This is a genomic window from Pseudorhodoplanes sinuspersici (assembly GCF_002119765.1).
Taxonomy (GTDB): Bacteria; Pseudomonadota; Alphaproteobacteria; order Rhizobiales; family Xanthobacteraceae; genus Pseudorhodoplanes; species Pseudorhodoplanes sinuspersici.
In genome coordinates, this window is record NZ_CP021112.1 from 4967457 (window position 1) to 4984005 (window position 16549).

Below are 16549 nucleotides of genomic sequence, written 5' to 3' on the forward strand. Positions count from 1 at the left end.
GCGGGAATGGCCGAAGATTATTCGATCACCACAATATCGGGATGTGGCTCCGCCCCGAACAGACGTTCGACTTCAGCGTTGCGATTTTCAAGAGCAACACGCTGGTTGATATAACCCTTGTCGGTGATCTCATTGGCATCGATCGACGGTGCATCGGATAGCAGCAGAAGACGCGTGACGCGCATCGTCGCGCCGGTATTAACCTTATTCCATGCGGCGAAGGCGTTGCGCAGATGCGCGTGTACCTTCGGATGCCGCGTATAAGTTGCGAGATCTCCCTCCTCGCCCGTCACCTGCTTGCAGCCCGCCGCATTCAACCAAGCAACGAGCCCGACGCGATCCCTGCCCTCGCCAGCGACGATGGCATCCAACATCACCGGCGACGCTGTCGCCTGCGCACCAACGCGCAAAGCGCCGACAGCGACCCATGTGCCATTGAGCAGCTTGAAATCTTCGGCCGTACGGCCATCGAACACGAGACCCTTTGCAGGATCGCTGTCGTCGGCGAAACGCACCGCATCGCCCGGTTTATAGAAGCCCTCTTCGTCGAACATCGCTTCTGTCAGATCGGGACGGCGCCAGTAACCCGGCGTGATATTCGGACCGCGCACACGCAATTCGAGTTTGTTGCCGGCCGGAACGAGCTTCACATCGACGCCGGGCACCGGCACACCGATCACGCCGGCGCGCTCGATCAGCATATGCGCCGAGGTTGCAAGCGGCGATGTCTCGGTCGTGCCCCAGGCGGATGTCATCGGGATACGATAGCCGGTGATACGCAGCGACAAGGCTTCAAGCCGGTCCCACATATCCTGCGGCAACGCAGCGCCGGCGTAGAACAGCAAACGCAACCGCGAGAAGAAATGGCGCGCCAAAGCGTCATCTTTTTCCAGATGCGGCAACAACGCTCCGTAGCCAGCCGGTACGTTGAAATACAAGGTTGGCGCAATGTCGCGCAGATTCTCCACCGTCTGCCCAACCAGGGCCGGCACCGGCTTTCCAGCATCGATGTAGAGCGTTCCGGCCTGCTGCAGGATCAGATTGAAATTGTAATTGCTCCCGAACGTGTGGTTCCACGGCAGCCAGTCCAGCAGCAACATCGGATCGTCTTCGATGAATGGCCAGCATTGCACCGATTGCTGCTGGTTGGCCGTTAGCATGCCATGCGTGTTGACGACGCCTTTCGGCAGGCTGGTCGACCCGGAGGTGAATAGAAATTTCGCAATGGTTTCGGGGCGAATATTCTCGACGGCCTGTTCGACCGCTGCACCCGGCACGGTTTTTTCGAGGTCGGAAAACAGCGTGACATTGGGCAGGTTCGCACCATTGCGGCCGGCCACGATCGGCGCCGTGACATGCGCGAGCGCCTTGGCGAAGGGCGCGGTATCCGACACATAGACGAGGCCCGGTGTCAGCAGCTCGTTGATGTATTTGAGTTTGGAATGGTCCTGACTCTGCAGCGCGTAAGCGACCGAGATCGGCGAGACGGGAATGCCCGCAGTGTAACATGCGACCGTCAGCAACCCATGCTCGACGGCATTGCCTGACAGCACCATCACTGGTCGTTCAGCCGACAGATCGCGATCGATCAAAGCCTGCGCAACCGCATCGACCTTCTTTCGTGCTTGCGCATACGTGAAACCCGCCCAGGCGCCTGTGGCATCGCGTTCTGCGATAAAGAGCCGGTCCGGCTGCCGCTCAACGGCGCGACGAAACAGCTTTGCAAGGTTGGGGGTGTAAGAACCAAGCGGTTGCGTCGCACGCAATATGATGCAGCCGTCGGACCGGTTATCGCGCGTCACCGACGGTGTGGCGTAATTGATCGGACGAAATGGTGCTTTCCCGGCCGTTTGTGCCGGTTTTGACATTGTTGAATTCACGGCGCGTCCTCCCAGACGACATGCACTATAATGCATGCCGCCTATCGTCCGTCAAACCCAAACCAACACCCTTATGACGCCTTTACCACGGCCCTGTTTGCTGCACTGCGGCGAACATATTCCAGCGCGATGAAGGCAATGCCTGCAGCCACTGCGACGTAGTTCACATATGGCGCAGCCGCGAAGGCTGCCGGCGGCAACACGATCGCTGCGGCCAATACCCCAAAGAGGACGCGGATCGGCTTGGTCAAAGGCGTCAGCGAGAAACCGAGAATGCCCGCCGTACCGACATAGAGCCCCAACAGCACGCGCAACAGGTTCCAGACAATTTCGGTCGCGGAACCATCCATCAACAGGCTCGGCGTCAATACGAACAGAAATGGCAAGACGAACGTACTCCAGCCGACGACGCAAGCCACCCAACCTGTCTTCCAGCCATCGACCCGGGCGATATTGGCCGCAGCATAGGCGGCGAAGGCGACCGGCGGCGTGATCATCGAGAGCATGCCGTTGTACATGACGAACATATGCGCAGCCATCGGCGTCACGCCGAGCTTGACCAGGGCGGGCGCCAGCAGCGTCGCGGTGAGAATGTAAACACTGACCGTCGGCAGGCCGATGCCGAGCACGAAGGCCAGCACGGCAATGATGAGCAGCAGCAGAAAGACATTGTCGCCCGACAAGCCGATGAGCTGCAGCGTCATGCCGAACGCGAGCCCGGAGATGCTCATGATGCCGACCATGATGCCGGCGGCGGCTCCGATCAGAATGATGTCGAGCGTGAAGCGACCGGTATTGGCAATCGCCTTCAGGGTTTCCATCACCGTCGGCTTCTTGCCGCGATAACCGAAGATGTAGGTACACACCATGATGATCAGGGTGCAGACGATCGCAGTCTTTTCCGGCGTCAGTCGCGTGTATTCAGGATACATCAACGAAAAGGCGAGAAACGCAATCGGCAGGAAGAAATGCCAGCCGGACCGCAGCACTTCACCGACTGTCGGCGCGCCTTCCACCTCCGCCGCCCCGATCTTTTCCTTCGCCGCCTCAAGATCGACGTGGATGAACAGACAGGCGTAGTAGAGAAACGCTGGAATAGCAGCCGCAAGACAGACCGCGCCGTAAGACACCTGCAGGAATTCCGCCATGATGAAGGCGGCAGCGCCCATCACCGGCGGCATGAGCTGCCCCCCGGTCGAGCCGACGGATTCGATCGCTGCGGACTTGTAGCGGCTGAAGCCGGATTTGATCATCATCGGGATCGTGACGATTCCGACGGCCAGCACATTGCTCACCGCGCTGCCCGAAATGATGCCGAACAGACCGGAGCCGACCACGGCGATCTTCGCCGAACCGCCACGGAAACGCCCCATCGCGGAACTGGCAAGATCGGCGAAGAAATCGGCGCCGCCAGTGCGAGCGAGCACTTGCCCCATGATCGTGAACGGGATCACCACCAGCACCGCAACGCCAACGATTGTGCCGATGATGCCGTTCACATCGAGGCCGAGATACACGACGAGGCGCTCGGGCGAGACATTGCGCGTGGCAAAATCCCCGGGCAGATGCGGGCTGATGAAGATGTAGACCGCCATTGCGAGGATGATCGAGACAAAGCCCCAGCCCGAGGTGCGGCGGCTGCCATCGAGAACAAGGAAGATCAGGATCGCGCTGCCGACGATGCCTTCGACCGGCAGCATGGCGATTTCATAGGTCAGCGGTTCGTAACGGACGGCGATATAGGCGCAGATGATCAGTGATGCGATGACGCTGATCCAGTCGAAGATGTAAGCCGTGCGGGCTCTCGCGCCGAGAAATGTCCACAGCAGAAGAACCGCCAGCGCGCCGATGAAGGGCAGCGGGTCGGCCGCGACGGTCTCGAAGCGATAGGCGATGTAAATCAGCAGAATGAATGTCGCGACCGCCGCGCCGAGATGGATCGGCGAAAATTTCGTGTTGGTCTCGACGACGAAAGCGAGCGCCAGCGTCAAGCCGATGCAAACCGTCAGCATCTGCTCGGTGTAGAATGCGAGACCGAAAAGCTGACGCGGCAGATCCAGTGTCCAGACAATAACCACGGACACGAGCAGCGCCTGAAAGACATTGGTCCAGAATCGTTTGGCTGGTGACACGGTGGCACGAAACTCTTCCGCGCCGGGAACGATGCGTTCTTCACTCACTGGAGCGCCTTTATAGTCTTATCCTTGAATCACTCGATCGAGCGGGCCTGGATGGCCTTGTCCTTGAAGTATTTCAAGGCGCCCGGATGGTAGGGAATGTCGTATGTCTTGAAGAGACTGGCGGCCGAGAATTCCCGAAGCACCGGCTGCACAGATACAAGCTCAGATTTGTTCTGATCGAGGACATCGATCATCTTGTAGATGACATCGTCCGGCACCTTTGCATGCGTGATCAGCACATTGTCGAAGGTATAGACCTTCATCGGCTTGCTGACGCCTATGAACACGGGACCTGGCGTCACATCAGTCAGATAGCCGTAAGGTGTGACCTTGCGCGCCGCAGCCATTCCGGCCTCGTTGATTTCGAGGACACGGATGCCGCCAACCATCGCATCGGCTTCGCGCACCTTCGGCCCGCCAAACGCGAAGAAAAACATATCGGACGCACCCGACATGAAATCGTCGGCGCTGCGCACGACATTTGGCACCATGACCGGCGATATGTCCTTGTCGGTTAATCCGCTGGTCGCCAGTATTGCGCGCGATATCGTGTCGATCGTTCGCATGGCGGAATAGCCGAAGGTGACCTTCTTGCCTTTCAGATCGCCGATGCGCTGCATCGGCGCATCCTTGCGGACCCAGAAGGCCGTGCGCAGCGGATGGGCTGTACCGATGAGCCGCAAATCGGGATTCTTGCCGCCTTCATAATAACTGGCGAGTTCGAGGATATTAGTGATGCCGACTTCCACTTCGCCGCGCGCGACCATCGGCACGATGATCTGATCGCCGGCGGTCGGCTGGACCAGCATGTTGATGCCGGCCTTCTCCTTCAGCACCTTTGCCACGGCAGAAGCGGTCGTGTGGTTCAACGTGCCAGGCGGCAATGTCGCAAAGCCGTAAGTCTGCGCCAACGCCGCACTGCCCATTCCCACCAGCATTATGGCCGTCAGGATCGCCTTGCGCAGGACATCGGCGCAATCGGATAACGCTTCTTTGAGCCTGGTCACGTCAACCTCCCCTACCGTTTTGCGTCGTTGCGCCTTTTGAGTCGCGGCGCCTTGTGCCGGCGCTTTTCGTATGGATGTGCTTCAACCGACCCTTGCTGTTATGCCTTTCATCAAGCCCTTCAATATGTTGGCAACGATGATGGTCTGTCGTGCCGAGAAAGGCAATCGCAAAGGGCGCAAATCCTCAAGGCATGTCGCGGCCTGCGATGCGAAATTTGCTGATCTGCAAACAGGGGGTTGTTCAGGCCGCAGACTTGGCTGCGATATTGGCCTTGGTATCGTCGATGCGTAGAGAAGGTGTGGAACTGTCGAGCCGCAATACGATTTCGCGCGGCGCCAATTCGCAACAGTTACGCCCACGCTCCTTGGCCGTGTAAAGGGCCTGATCCGCCTCTCCCAGCATCACCGACATGTCGAAGAGGCCATCCTCGCTCACAGACACACCAATGCTGCATGTGGCATCGACGCCATGGCCATCGACCTCGGCGGCCTTGGCGGCAAAGGTGGTACGGATCGTCTCGGCGATCTGCATCGCCTTCTCGCCATCAGCATCGTATAGCGCAATCGCAAATTCCTCGCCGCCCAACCGGCCGATCAGGTCGTCTTTGCAGATCTTGGTTCGTGCCATGGTCGCGAAAACCTGCAGGACGCGATCGCCAATGGCATGCCCGAACGAATCGTTGATCGATTTGAAATGATCGAGATCGATGAGAAGGATGGCAACAGGCCGCGGATTGGCCTCGAGACGTCGCGCCATTGTCACGCCGCCTTCGAGGAAAGCCCGGCGGTTCGCAATGCCGGTCAGTGAATCAACCAGTGCGGCTCGCTTGTGCAAAAGCTCGACACGCTCCTTCGCCATCGCCAGCAAGATAAAGGCGATGGCAATCGTGAACAGCAGGGCTTCGAAGGACAGAACCGTCAGCCACACATTGTCGACGTCAGGCTTCGTCCGGATCCAGGGCAACGCCGATCCCAACGGTGTACGCAGCAGAAACAATGCGCCATACGTAAAGAACATGAATACAGCAGGCCAGCGCGACACAAGTGGTTCGTTCCGGCCACGCCAGAATTCATATGCGGTCGCCCACGTATAGCCGGTGACGATGAACGAGGAGATCAGGAGCCGGATTTCCATCGATTGCGCGACGACCGGTATCCGGCAAACCAGAAGCCAAAGGACTGCTCCGCCGAACAATCCGACATAGGAGATCGGGCGGCCGTCGAAGACGCGCGCACCATTCCACGTTGTGGCAAATGCGGTGAACAGAATGGCGTTGGACAACTCGATGGCGATCAGGTCGGGCATCGCCCCAAGGGCGCCAAACAGGACGATCGACAGGGGCAGGAGCAGATGGGCAGCCCCCCACCAAGCTACAGCTGCGATCGCCGGGTTCTGAACCCAGGCGAACAGCAGCAATAGCCCCAACATCGCCTCGATATAGATCGTGACGAGGAACAGGGTGTTGATGTCCAAACTCATTTCGCGGCCACCGGCAGAACGTGCGCCCAGCGCCGTTCATGAGCAATTCCCTAGCAAAACAAGCCGAAAATTGAGTGAATACCATGGCGGACATTCTGCCTTGCGGCCATGTAGTTTCCGCGCTTCGTCCAAAACGCTTAAAATTGTAAGCGATGGTCATTGGGCCCTTGCTTTGAGCAGATGGGAAGGCACGTCTGCATACAGGCAGCTTGTGGGCCGGTTCCTGCCCCGTTAGGGTCCGGCCAAAGTCAAGACCGGGTCGAATCTCGCATGAACGTGAAAGACGGCATTGTCGACGCGATCGGCAATACCCCCCTGATCAAGCTCGAGCGGGCCTCCGCCGCCACCGGCTGCACCATTCTCGGCAAGGCCGAATTCATGAATCCCGGCCAGTCCGTCAAGGATCGTGCCGGCCGGCAGATGATTCTTGAGGCCGAGAAACGCGGCGAGCTCCAGCCCGGCGGTCTCGTAGTCGAGAGCACGGCCGGCAACACCGGCATCGGGCTCGCGCTGGTCGCCAATGCGCGGGGCTATCGGACGGTGATCGTGATCCCCGAGACGCAGAGCCAGGAAAAGAAGGACATGCTGCGGCTGTGCGGCGCCGAACTTGTCGAGGTGCCGGCCCTGCCCTATGCCAACCCGAACAATTACCAGCATGTCGGCCGAAGGCTGGCCGACGAGTTGCGCAAGACCGAGAAGAATGGTGTCCTCTTCGCCGACCAGTGGAACAACCTCGACAATCGGAAAGCGCACTATACGTCGACCGGCCCGGAAATCTGGCGCGACACCGGCGGCAAGATCGACGGCTTCATCTGCTCAGTCGGCACAGGGGGTACGCTCGCAGGCACCTCAACTTATCTGCTCGAGCAGAACACGAATATTGCAATCGGCTGCGCCGACCCGCGTGGTGCTGCCATGTACCACCTCTTCAAGGACGGCAAGCCGACGGTGACGGAAGGTGGGTCGATCACCGAAGGCATTGGCCTTGCCCGTGTCACACCGATCATCGAGGACATCAGGGTCGATCATTCCTACCTTATCCCGGATGAGGAAGCCGTGCCGATCATCTTCGATCTTCTCGAACATGAGGGCCTGTGCCTCGGCGGTTCATCCGGCATCAACGTCGCCGGCGCCATCAGGCTGGCCAAGGATCTCGGCAAGGGCGCAACCATCGTCACCGTGCTCGCCGACTACGGCAACCGCTATCAATCGAAGCTGTTCAATCCGGAATTCCTGCGCTCGAAGAATTTGCCTGTCCCCGATTGGCTGACGCGCAAGACCGATATCAAGCCGCCATTCGCAAAAGTCTGAGGGACCATGAATTCGCAAGCAAAGCCCGCCAGTCACTGGCTGGTCACAACCCAGTGGCTGCAGGATCATCTCGACGCGCCCGATATCGTCGTGGTGGACGGTTCCTATTTTCTCTCAACGATGAAGCGCAACGCGCGCGAGGAATATCTGACAGCGCATATCCCCGGCGCGGTGTTTCTCGATATCGACGAGGTGAAGGACCGCACCAGCGACTTGCCACACATGATGCCGACACCTGAAGGTTTTTCGTCGGCCATGCGGCAGCTCGGCATTGGCGATGGGCAGACGATCGTCGTCTATGACGGTATTGGCCTGTTTTCGGCGCCGCGTGTGTGGTGGATGTTTCGCGTCTTCGGGGCACGCGATGTGTTCATTCTCGATGGCGGCATGCCGAAATGGAAAGCGGAAGGCCGTCCGATCGATTTCGGCGAAGTACGGCGCACGCCGCGTCATTTCACGCCGCGCGTCAATCACGGCGCCATCGCCGACGTCGCCGACGTCCGGAAGGCCCTCGCCGGCTCGGCGCAGGTCGTTGACGCCCGCTCGGCCGGACGGTTTGCAGGGACGGCCCCTGAACCGCGCCCCGGATTGCCATCGGGACACATGCCCGGCGCGCTAAACCTGCCATGGGAATCCATCGTTGAGGACGGCCGCCTCGTCTCCCAGGATCGTATCAGCCAAGCATTCAGTGATGCCGGTGTCGACATCAACAAACCCGTCGTCACGACCTGTGGCTCCGGCGTCAGCGCCGCAATCCTCTGGCTTGCACTCGATGCCATCGGCAAGGAGCCCAAGGCCCTCTATGACGGCTCATGGACCGAATGGGCGTCACGCGGTGATCTGCCGATCGAAACCGAGGGCTGACGGCCGCATTGAGGGCGGCGACTATTAGGTGCGAGGACTCTCGCTCGCATCGCACAACGCGAAACGGAATTTGTCGCGGTACCGTTTGCTGGCTCCGGGCCTCGCAATCTGATATGATATTTCGATGTTTGAATGTGATGTCCGATGATTTTCCGGCAGCTCTTCGACAGCGTATCTGGAACCTATAGCTACCTGCTCGCGAGCCGGGCGGGCGGCGAAGCGCTGATCATCGATCCTGTGCTCGACAAGGTCGATCACTATCTGCGGCTCGTCCGCGAGCTCGATCTTCGTCTGGTCAAAGCCGTCGACACGCATCTGCATGCCGACCACATCACTGGGCTGGGTGCGCTGCGCGACCGCACCCGCTGTATCACCGTGATGGGAGAACAGACAAAAGCTGACGTAGTCTCCATGCGGCTTGCCGAGGGCGACAAGCTCAGCATCGAAGGTCTCGCACTCGATGTACTCTACACCCCCGGCCATACTGACGATTCCTATTCGTTCGTGATGGGCGATCGCGTCTTCACCGGCGATACGCTGCTGATCCGGGGAACCGGCCGGACCGATTTCCAGAACGGCGACCCGCGCATGCAGTACGAATCCCTGTTCGGGAAGTTGCTGCGACTGCCGGACGAGACGCTCGTTTATCCCGCGCACGACTACAAGGGCGAAACGGTATCCACAATCGGCGAGGAGAAGCGCTTCAATCCGCGCCTGCAGGTGCATTCGGTCAATGAATATGTCGCGCTGATGAACAACCTCAAGCTGCCGAATCCGAAGATGATGGATGTCGCCGTTCCGGCCAATCTGCAGGTGGGGTTGCATCAGGATGAAATCGCAAGGCGCGGCTGGTCGATTGATGCGACCACCGCGATTGCACTGGCCGGGCGGTCGGACGTGGCGCTGATCGATCTGCGCGAGAAGCGCGAACGCGAAAAGCACGGGATCATCCCGGGCTCCCTCCACGCACCCTATGCGGAATTGCAGGAGAATATTTCGCCTGGCGGCCTCGTGCATGAACTGGCCGCAGCCACCGGAAAGCGCATTGTTTTCTATTGTGCTTTCGGCGAGCGGTCAGCCATGGCGGTGCAGGCCGCGCAGGATGCCGGAATTGCGGCGGCGCGCCACATCGAAGGCGGCATCGCCGCCTGGAAGAAGGCCGGCGGTCCCTTGGCATCGTAGCCTAGTGGAGCGGATTTGACATTCGCTCCCCACCTAGCCGCGGGCTCGCCAAGCGAATGTCAAATCCAAAGCTCCACTAGAATCCAATACTTGCTAGTGGTCCTTTGATTCTAACGTTCGCAAAAGAGCCTGCCAAGAAGGGATCCGAATGTTAGAATCGGACCACGAGCGCCGCGTTCGGCGGACATTCAATTCAAGATCTGGCTCAGAAACAGCTTCGTGCGCTCATGCCGCGGATGGGCGAAAAATTCCGCCGGCGGCGCGACCTCGACGATCTGGCCGTCATCCATGAATACCATGCGGTCGGCAACCTGACGCGCGAAGCCCATTTCGTGCGTCACGACCAGCATGGTCATGCCGCTCTGCGCCAGTTCCACCATCGTATCCAGAACCTCCTTCACCATTTCCGGATCAAGCGCTGAGGTCGGCTCATCGAACAGCATGATTTTCGGGCTCATGCACAGGGCGCGCGCGATGGCGACACGCTGCTGCTGTCCGCCGGACAATTGCGCCGGATATTTCTCTGCCTGTTCGGGAATGCGCACGCGCGCAAGATAATGTCGCGCGATCTCCTCGGCCTCCTTCTTCGGCATCTTGCGCACCCAGATCGGCGCCAGCGTCAGATTTTCCAGCACGGTCAGATGCGGAAACAGGTTGAAGTGCTGGAACACCATGCCGACCTCGCGGCGCACGGTATCGATTCGCTTGAGATCATTGGTCAGCAATACCCCATCCACCACCACCCGGCCCCGCTGATAATCCTCCAGCCGGTTGATGCAGCGGATCATCGTGGACTTGCCCGAGCCGGACGGCCCGCAGATCACGATCCGCTCGCCACGCTCGACCTTCAGGTTGATGTCACGCAGCACATGGAAATCGCCAAACCACTTGTGCATACCGGCGATCTCGACCGCCGGCGGCTTTATGAAGCCGCCACTGATCCCGTTCTTGTCGTCGGTCCGGCCGTTCATTTGCGACGCCTGTTTCGGGTGACCAGCCGCGTCTCGACGCCGCGGGCATAGCGCGACATCATCCAGCAGCACAGAAAATAGAAGATCGCGGCAAAGGCATAGCCGGTCGTGCTGGTGATCGGCGTTGCCCATTTCGGATCGATGCGCGCAACTTCGATGGTCCGCAGGAAATCGAAGATGCCGACGATGAACACCAATGTCGTGTCCTTGAACAAGGCGATATTGCTGTTGACGATATTCGGAATGGTGATGCGCAGGGCCTGCGGCAAGATGATCAGCCCCATCATCTTCCAGTATCCCAGACCCAGCGCTTCGGCTCCTTCATATTGCCCGCGCGGAATGCCCTGCAAGCCGGCGCGCACCACCTCGGCCATATAGGCGGCGGCGAACAGCGCCACGCCGATCAAGGCCCGCAACAGTTTGTCCGGCGACCAGCTTTCCGGCACAAACAGCGGCAGCATCACGCTGGCCATGAACAGGACGGTGATCAGCGGCACGCCGCGCACGAATTCGATGAAGATCACCGAAAACAGCCGCACAACGGGCATTGTCGAGCGGCGTCCGAGCGCGAGAATGATCCCGAGCGGTAGCGAAAACACGATGCCCACGGCCGAGACGACCACAGTAACCATGATGCCGCCCCACAGCGACGTTGCGACATACGATAGCCCGAGCGGCGGAAAGCCGAGCAGCAGCATGATCGAGACGATCGGGAGCAGGATAAAGAAATAGATCGCCCCGAACTTCTTGTAGGGCATACGTCGCTTCAGCAGCCAGACGATGCCAACGACCAGCAGGACGAAGAAGATATTCACCCGCCAACGCTCGTTGGCCGGATAGAAACCGTAGGTGAAGAAGTTGATGCGCTCCCACACAAATGGCCAGCAGGCGCCGACATGGGGGCGCTCCGGCGTCATCAGGCAAGCGGTCCGGTCATGGCCGGTCCAGGTCGCGTCAAGGACCAAAAAATTGAGAAGTGACGGGATGATCAGATAGAGCAGCCACAGCGATGCCAGCGTCAGTGCGATATTGATCGGGCTTGAGAGCAAATTGTCCCGCAGCCAGCCGACCATTCCGCGCTCGCGCTCCGGCGGCGCCATGGCCGGCACCGGCGTTGTCCGCACAAAGGAAGAATTCGCCGAAGCCATCTCAGCGCTCCTTCAGGGCGAAGCGCCGATTGTAGAGGTTCATCAGCCCTGACGTGATCAGACTGATGGTGAGATACACCGCCATGGTGATCGCCACCACCTCGACCGCCTGCCCGGTCTGGTTCAGCACCGTGCCGGTAAATACCTGCACCAGATCGGGGTAGCCGATCGCGACGGCGAGCGACGAATTCTTGGTCAGGTTCAGGTATTGGTTGGTGAGCGGCGGCACGATCACACGCATCGCCTGCGGTATGACGATCAAACGCAGCGTCGGTCCCGGCCGCAGCCCAAGCGAAAAGGCCGCCTCCGTCTGGCCTTGCGACACGGCCTGGATGCCGGCCCGCACCACTTCGGCAATGAAGGCCGCGGTGTAGATCGACAATCCGAACAGCAGCGCGGCGAATTCCGGCAGGATCTCGATGCCACCGCTGATGTTGAAGCGGCCCATCTCAGGCTGTTCGAACGTCACCGGAATGCCCGCCGCCACAAATACCACAAGCGGCAGCACGACAATCAGCGACAGAGCCACGATGAAGACCGGCGACTGCTCTCCGGTCAAAGCCTGACGACGGCGTGCCCAGTGTCGAAAGGCGATGGCACCGATCACGCCAAGACCGAATGCCGCCAGAACGAAATCCATCGCGCCGCCGAAAATCGGTCGTGGCAGAAACAGCCCGCGATTGTTGAGCACTGCACCGCCCGGAATCGTGATGCTCTCGCGCAGATTGGGCAGCGCCTTGAGAACGGCATTGTACCAGAACAGCAATTGCAGCAGCAGCGGCAGATTGCGGATGATCTCGACATAGGCCGCCGCAAGGCGTGACACGAGCACGTTCTTCGACAATTGCAGAATGCCGATCGCAAAGCCGATGATCGTTGCGAATACGATACCGAGCGACGCCACCAGCAAGGTGTTCAGAAGGCCAACCCAGAAGGCGCGGCCATAGGTCGATTGCGTCGTATAAGGAATGAGCGTCTGGCTGATGTCGAAGCCGGCCGTCGAGTTCCAGAAGTCGAAGCCCGACGCGATACGCGCACGGGCCAGATTATCGGCGGCGTTGGTGATGGCTCCGTAGGCGAGCCACGCAATCACCAGGCACAACAGCACCTGGACGATGGCGCTTCGCCAGCGCGGATCATTGATCGGCGAAACCTGCGGGCGCGCTGTTCCGCGCGCATCAGCCATCAGGGGCGCTGCCCGTCAGCGGACGGGCGGCGCGTATTGCAGACCACCCTTGGTCCAGAGCGCATTGAGGCCGCGGGAGATCTTCAGCGGCGATCCCTGACCGAGATTCCTCTCGAACACCTCGCCGTAATTGCCGACGGCCTTGATCATGCGCACGGCAAAGTCATTGGTCAGGCCAAAGGCCTCGCCTTGTTTGCCTTCGACGCCGAGCAGACGGCGGATTTCCGGATTGTCCGACTTCATCTGCGCATCGACATTGGCCTTGCTGACGCCGAGCTCCTCGGCATTGATCAGCATGAAATTGACCCAGCGCACGATATCGAACCATTGATCGTCGCCATGGCGCACGGACGGCCCGAGCGGCTCTTTTGAGATGATATCCGGCAGCACGACATGATCGTCCGGGCTCGCGGTCCGCAGCCGCTCGCCATAGAGCGCCGAGGCGTCCGTGGTATAGGCGTCGCAGCGGCCAGCATCATAGGCCTTCACCGCCTCGTCCGAGGTGGCAAAGGTGACCGTCTTCAGCTTCATGTTGTTGGTGCGGAAGAAGTCGGCGAGATTGAGTTCGGTCGTCGTACCCTGCTGCACGCAGACAGCGGCGTCGCTGAGTTCAAGCGCCGAATTGACTTTCAGGGCTTTGCGAACCAGGAAGCCTTGCCCGTCATAATAATTGACGCCGGTAAAGTTCATGCCGCTGGTGGTATCGCGCGACGACGTCCAGGTGGTGTTGCGGATCAGAACATCGATCTCACCGGACTGAAGTGCGGTGAAACGATCTTTGGCGGTCAGCGGTACGAATTTGACTTTGGTCGGATCGTTGAAGATCGCCGCGGCGATGGCGCGACAATAATCCACATCGAAACCGGTCCAATTGCCCTGCGCATCCGGCAAGCCGAAGCCGGCCAGATTGCCGTTGGCGCCGCAATTCAGAACGCCACGCTGCTGAACCGATTTCAGGGTCTGCGCTTCTGCGGCAGAACCGGCGAGCCCGATGGTGGTGGCAAGGGCAAGCGAAAGGATGGCGCGCTTCATGATCTGTTGTGTCCCCAAACTGGTCAGCCGGTGTCGCTCGTCGTCTTCTTCGTTTCAAGACGCCCCCAAAGACGTCCTGGCATAGGGCGACCGTGTCGCAAGCCTGCCCGCCTGCGCAAAACCGGAACATCCTATGCACCCACTACTATCCTGCAATTCGGCGGCCTGCAATTGACGGCGTCCAAGATCGATTGCACAGATCGTTCAAAGGCTTGCCGCACTTGGCTGTGACTTGGGGATATCCATGAGCAAATCGCATGAACCGGATGGTCTGAAACCGGAAACCCGCCTTGTGACAGCTGGTCGCAGCGCCGCCGAATTTCACGGCTTTGTGAATCCGCCCGTCTATCATGCCTCGACCGTGCTTTATCCGAATGCGGCCGATCTCGTCGCCCACCGGTCCCGCTACCAATATGGCCGCCGTGGCACGCCGACCTCCGAGGCATTGGAAAATGCCCTGCGCGAAATCGAGGGACCTGGATGTGCCGGTGTCTCGCTACTGCCGTCGGGTGCGGCGGCGGTGTCGACCGCCCTGCTCTCGGTGCTGTCGGCCGGCGACCATCTCCTGATCACCGACAGCGTCTATCGCCCGACCCGCAATTTTGCCGACACGATTCTCAAACGCTACGGCGTCGAGACGACCTATTACGATCCACTGATCGGCGACGGCATCGCGTCCCTGTTCCGGCCCAATACCCGCGCCGTCTTCGTCGAGGCGCCGGGTTCGCAATCCTTCGAGATGCAGGATATTCCGGCCATCGCACGCGCGGCGCACGACCGGGGCGCGCTGGTGCTGATGGACAATACCTGGGCGACGCCGCTGTTCTTTCGCGCGTTCGAACATGGCGTTGATCTGTCGATCCAGGCCGGCACCAAATATATCGGCGGTCATTCCGACATCATGTTCGGTACGATATCGGCGAATGAAAAAGCCCTGCCGAAACTGAAAGACACCGTCACGACCTTCGGCCTGTGTGTCGGCCCGGACGACATCTATCTCGCCCTCCGGGGACTTCGCACGCTCAGCGTACGACTCGAACGGCACCAGAAGTCCGCACTCGAGATTGCTCAGTGGTTCGAACAGCGCCCGGAGGTCTTGCGGGTGCTGCATCCGGCGCTGCCGTCACATCCCGGCCATGCGATCTGGAAACGGGATTTCACCGGCGCGTCCGGTTTGTTCAGTATCGTCCTGAAACCGACCGCCGAAAAGGCTGTCCATGCCTTCTGCGATGCACTCAGCCTGTTCGGCATGGGCTTTTCCTGGGGCGGCTATGAAAGCCTCGTCATCCTGTTCGACTGCGCCGGGTATCGCACGGCGACGAAATGGGCACCGGGTGGACCGTGCCTGCGCTTTCATATCGGGCTTGAAGACACCGGCGATCTGATTGCCGATCTTGAGCGCGGTTTTGCCGCCATGAAAGCTTAAGACGGCTGGCTGTCGAACTGCACAGTGCGTTGGCGTGCCGGCGTTCGGCTTCGCGCACCCAGCCGACGCGCGAGCACGCCATAGATCGGGGAGACGATCCGCGCACGCAATCGCGCGGCGAAGACATCAATCCGCCTACTCGCTTCCTGCTCATCGACCCGCGTCGGCCAGCGATAGATCAGTCCATGGGCCGCCCATACCACGAGCGCGGTGAAGACACCGGCGAAGATGACATCCGATGTGAAATGGCCACCGACCATCACGCGAATGGCGCCGACCAGTATGCCATAAGCCAACGCAGCACCGATCGCCCTGAAACGCCACCCGATCGGTGCGATCGCCGCAAGCGCCAGGACTGCGAAAGCAGACGACGCCTCCCCCGACACGAACGAGCAATTTTGTGAGCAGTTGCCGCGCGGATCCCACCACGGCTTAAACGCGTGCTTGCCGCCGAATTCAACCACGTGGCCGGGCCGCGGCCGCGACCAATGCTCCTTGAAGATCGCATTGGCCATAAGGGCCGGGCCGGCGAAATAGACGAGAACCAGGAGACACGCCGCGCGCGCGGGCACAAGCATCGGCGCCGTACTGGATGACATCCGGATGATCAGCGCAGAACCGGCCAATCCCAAGATGATGATGACCAGCGCAAGATTGAAAATGCGCAACGCGTTGACGGCGATGCTTTCCAAGCCGCTCAAAGCTTGAGCATCAGGGCCATAGAACGCCGCCGAAATCCGCAGATCGAGTGAGGGATCAACTGCAAAAACAAGTCCGGCAATCACACCAACAATTAATGTAAGCCACAACCCAGCCCCCGCCATTCACCGCCCCCCAAACTTTCGTTGGGACGCTAGGAATAGCGCGTGAAACGGACATGAC

Annotated in this window: 13 protein-coding genes; 4 read left to right on the plus strand and 9 right to left on the minus strand. The window is 59.9% G+C overall.

Annotated features, from left to right (window positions below):
* Positions 1–17: 17 nt before the first annotated feature.
* The 4 genes from CAK95_RS24165 to CAK95_RS24180 form a co-directional block, all read right to left on the minus strand.
* On the minus strand, positions 18–1880 hold the full coding sequence (locus CAK95_RS24165) for a feruloyl-CoA synthase (RefSeq protein WP_157699724.1): 1863 nt from the start codon (positions 1878–1880) through the stop codon (positions 18–20).
* Positions 1881–1951: 71 nt separating this feature from the next.
* The gene (locus tag CAK95_RS24170) at positions 1952–4060 is read right to left on the minus strand and encodes a TRAP transporter permease (RefSeq protein ID WP_086090234.1); all 2109 of its coding nucleotides are present in this window, start codon (positions 4058–4060) and stop codon (positions 1952–1954) included.
* Between the two features lie 29 nt (positions 4061–4089).
* Complete coding sequence (locus tag CAK95_RS24175) at positions 4090–5067, minus strand: TAXI family TRAP transporter solute-binding subunit (RefSeq protein ID WP_086090235.1); 978 nt, start codon at positions 5065–5067, stop codon at positions 4090–4092.
* 241 nt (positions 5068–5308) lie between these two features.
* On the minus strand, positions 5309–6547 hold the full coding sequence (locus CAK95_RS24180; RefSeq protein ID WP_086090236.1) for a GGDEF domain-containing protein: 1239 nt from the start codon (positions 6545–6547) through the stop codon (positions 5309–5311).
* A 270-nt stretch (positions 6548–6817) separates the two neighbouring features.
* On the opposite strand from CAK95_RS24180, the gene CAK95_RS24185 reads away from it, so the two are divergent.
* The 3 genes from CAK95_RS24185 (at position 6818) to CAK95_RS24195 (ending at position 9904) form a co-directional block, all read left to right on the plus strand.
* Positions 6818–7858: a cysteine synthase A gene (locus CAK95_RS24185; protein ID WP_086090237.1), complete on the plus strand. Its 1041-nt coding sequence runs from the start codon at positions 6818–6820 to the stop codon at positions 7856–7858.
* 6 nt (positions 7859–7864) lie between these two features.
* Entirely contained in the window at positions 7865–8722 is an 858-nt protein-coding gene (gene sseA, locus CAK95_RS24190; RefSeq protein WP_086090238.1) for a 3-mercaptopyruvate sulfurtransferase, read from the plus strand.
* Positions 8723–8866: 144 nt separating this feature from the next.
* Positions 8867–9904 (plus strand): MBL fold metallo-hydrolase, encoded by a 1038-nt coding sequence (locus CAK95_RS24195; protein ID WP_086090239.1) that lies wholly within the window; start codon positions 8867–8869, stop codon positions 9902–9904.
* Positions 9905–10092: 188 nt separating this feature from the next.
* Here CAK95_RS24195 and CAK95_RS24200 read toward each other — a convergent pair whose 3' ends face one another.
* From CAK95_RS24200 to CAK95_RS24215, 4 genes are read right to left on the minus strand one after another with little or no spacing between them, the layout of a single operon-like run.
* Positions 10093–10875 carry an amino acid ABC transporter ATP-binding protein gene (locus CAK95_RS24200; protein WP_086090240.1) on the minus strand — a complete coding sequence of 261 codons (783 nt, stop codon included), beginning with the start codon at positions 10873–10875 and terminating at the stop codon, positions 10093–10095.
* Positions 10872–12023, minus strand: coding sequence for an amino acid ABC transporter permease (locus CAK95_RS24205; RefSeq protein ID WP_086090241.1), 1152 nt, complete (start codon positions 12021–12023; stop codon positions 10872–10874). The genes CAK95_RS24200 and CAK95_RS24205 overlap by 4 nt, the downstream gene beginning before the upstream one ends.
* 1 nt (position 12024) lies before the next feature.
* A complete protein-coding gene (locus CAK95_RS24210; RefSeq protein ID WP_086090242.1) occupies positions 12025–13209 on the minus strand; it encodes an amino acid ABC transporter permease in 1185 nt (394 codons plus the stop codon).
* A 15-nt stretch (positions 13210–13224) separates the two neighbouring features.
* Entirely contained in the window at positions 13225–14241 is a 1017-nt protein-coding gene (locus CAK95_RS24215; protein WP_086090243.1) for an amino acid ABC transporter substrate-binding protein, read from the minus strand.
* A 244-nt stretch (positions 14242–14485) separates the two neighbouring features.
* Here CAK95_RS24215 and metC point away from each other — a divergent pair, with 244 nt between their 5' ends.
* Positions 14486–15667 (plus strand): cystathionine beta-lyase, encoded by a 1182-nt coding sequence (gene metC, locus CAK95_RS24220; protein ID WP_086090244.1) that lies wholly within the window; start codon positions 14486–14488, stop codon positions 15665–15667.
* Here the strand turns inward: metC and CAK95_RS24225 are convergent.
* Positions 15664–16491 carry a phosphatase PAP2 family protein gene (locus CAK95_RS24225; protein ID WP_086090245.1) on the minus strand — a complete coding sequence of 276 codons (828 nt, stop codon included), beginning with the start codon at positions 16489–16491 and terminating at the stop codon, positions 15664–15666. The genes metC and CAK95_RS24225 overlap by 4 nt on opposite strands.
* Positions 16492–16549 lie beyond the last annotated feature (58 nt).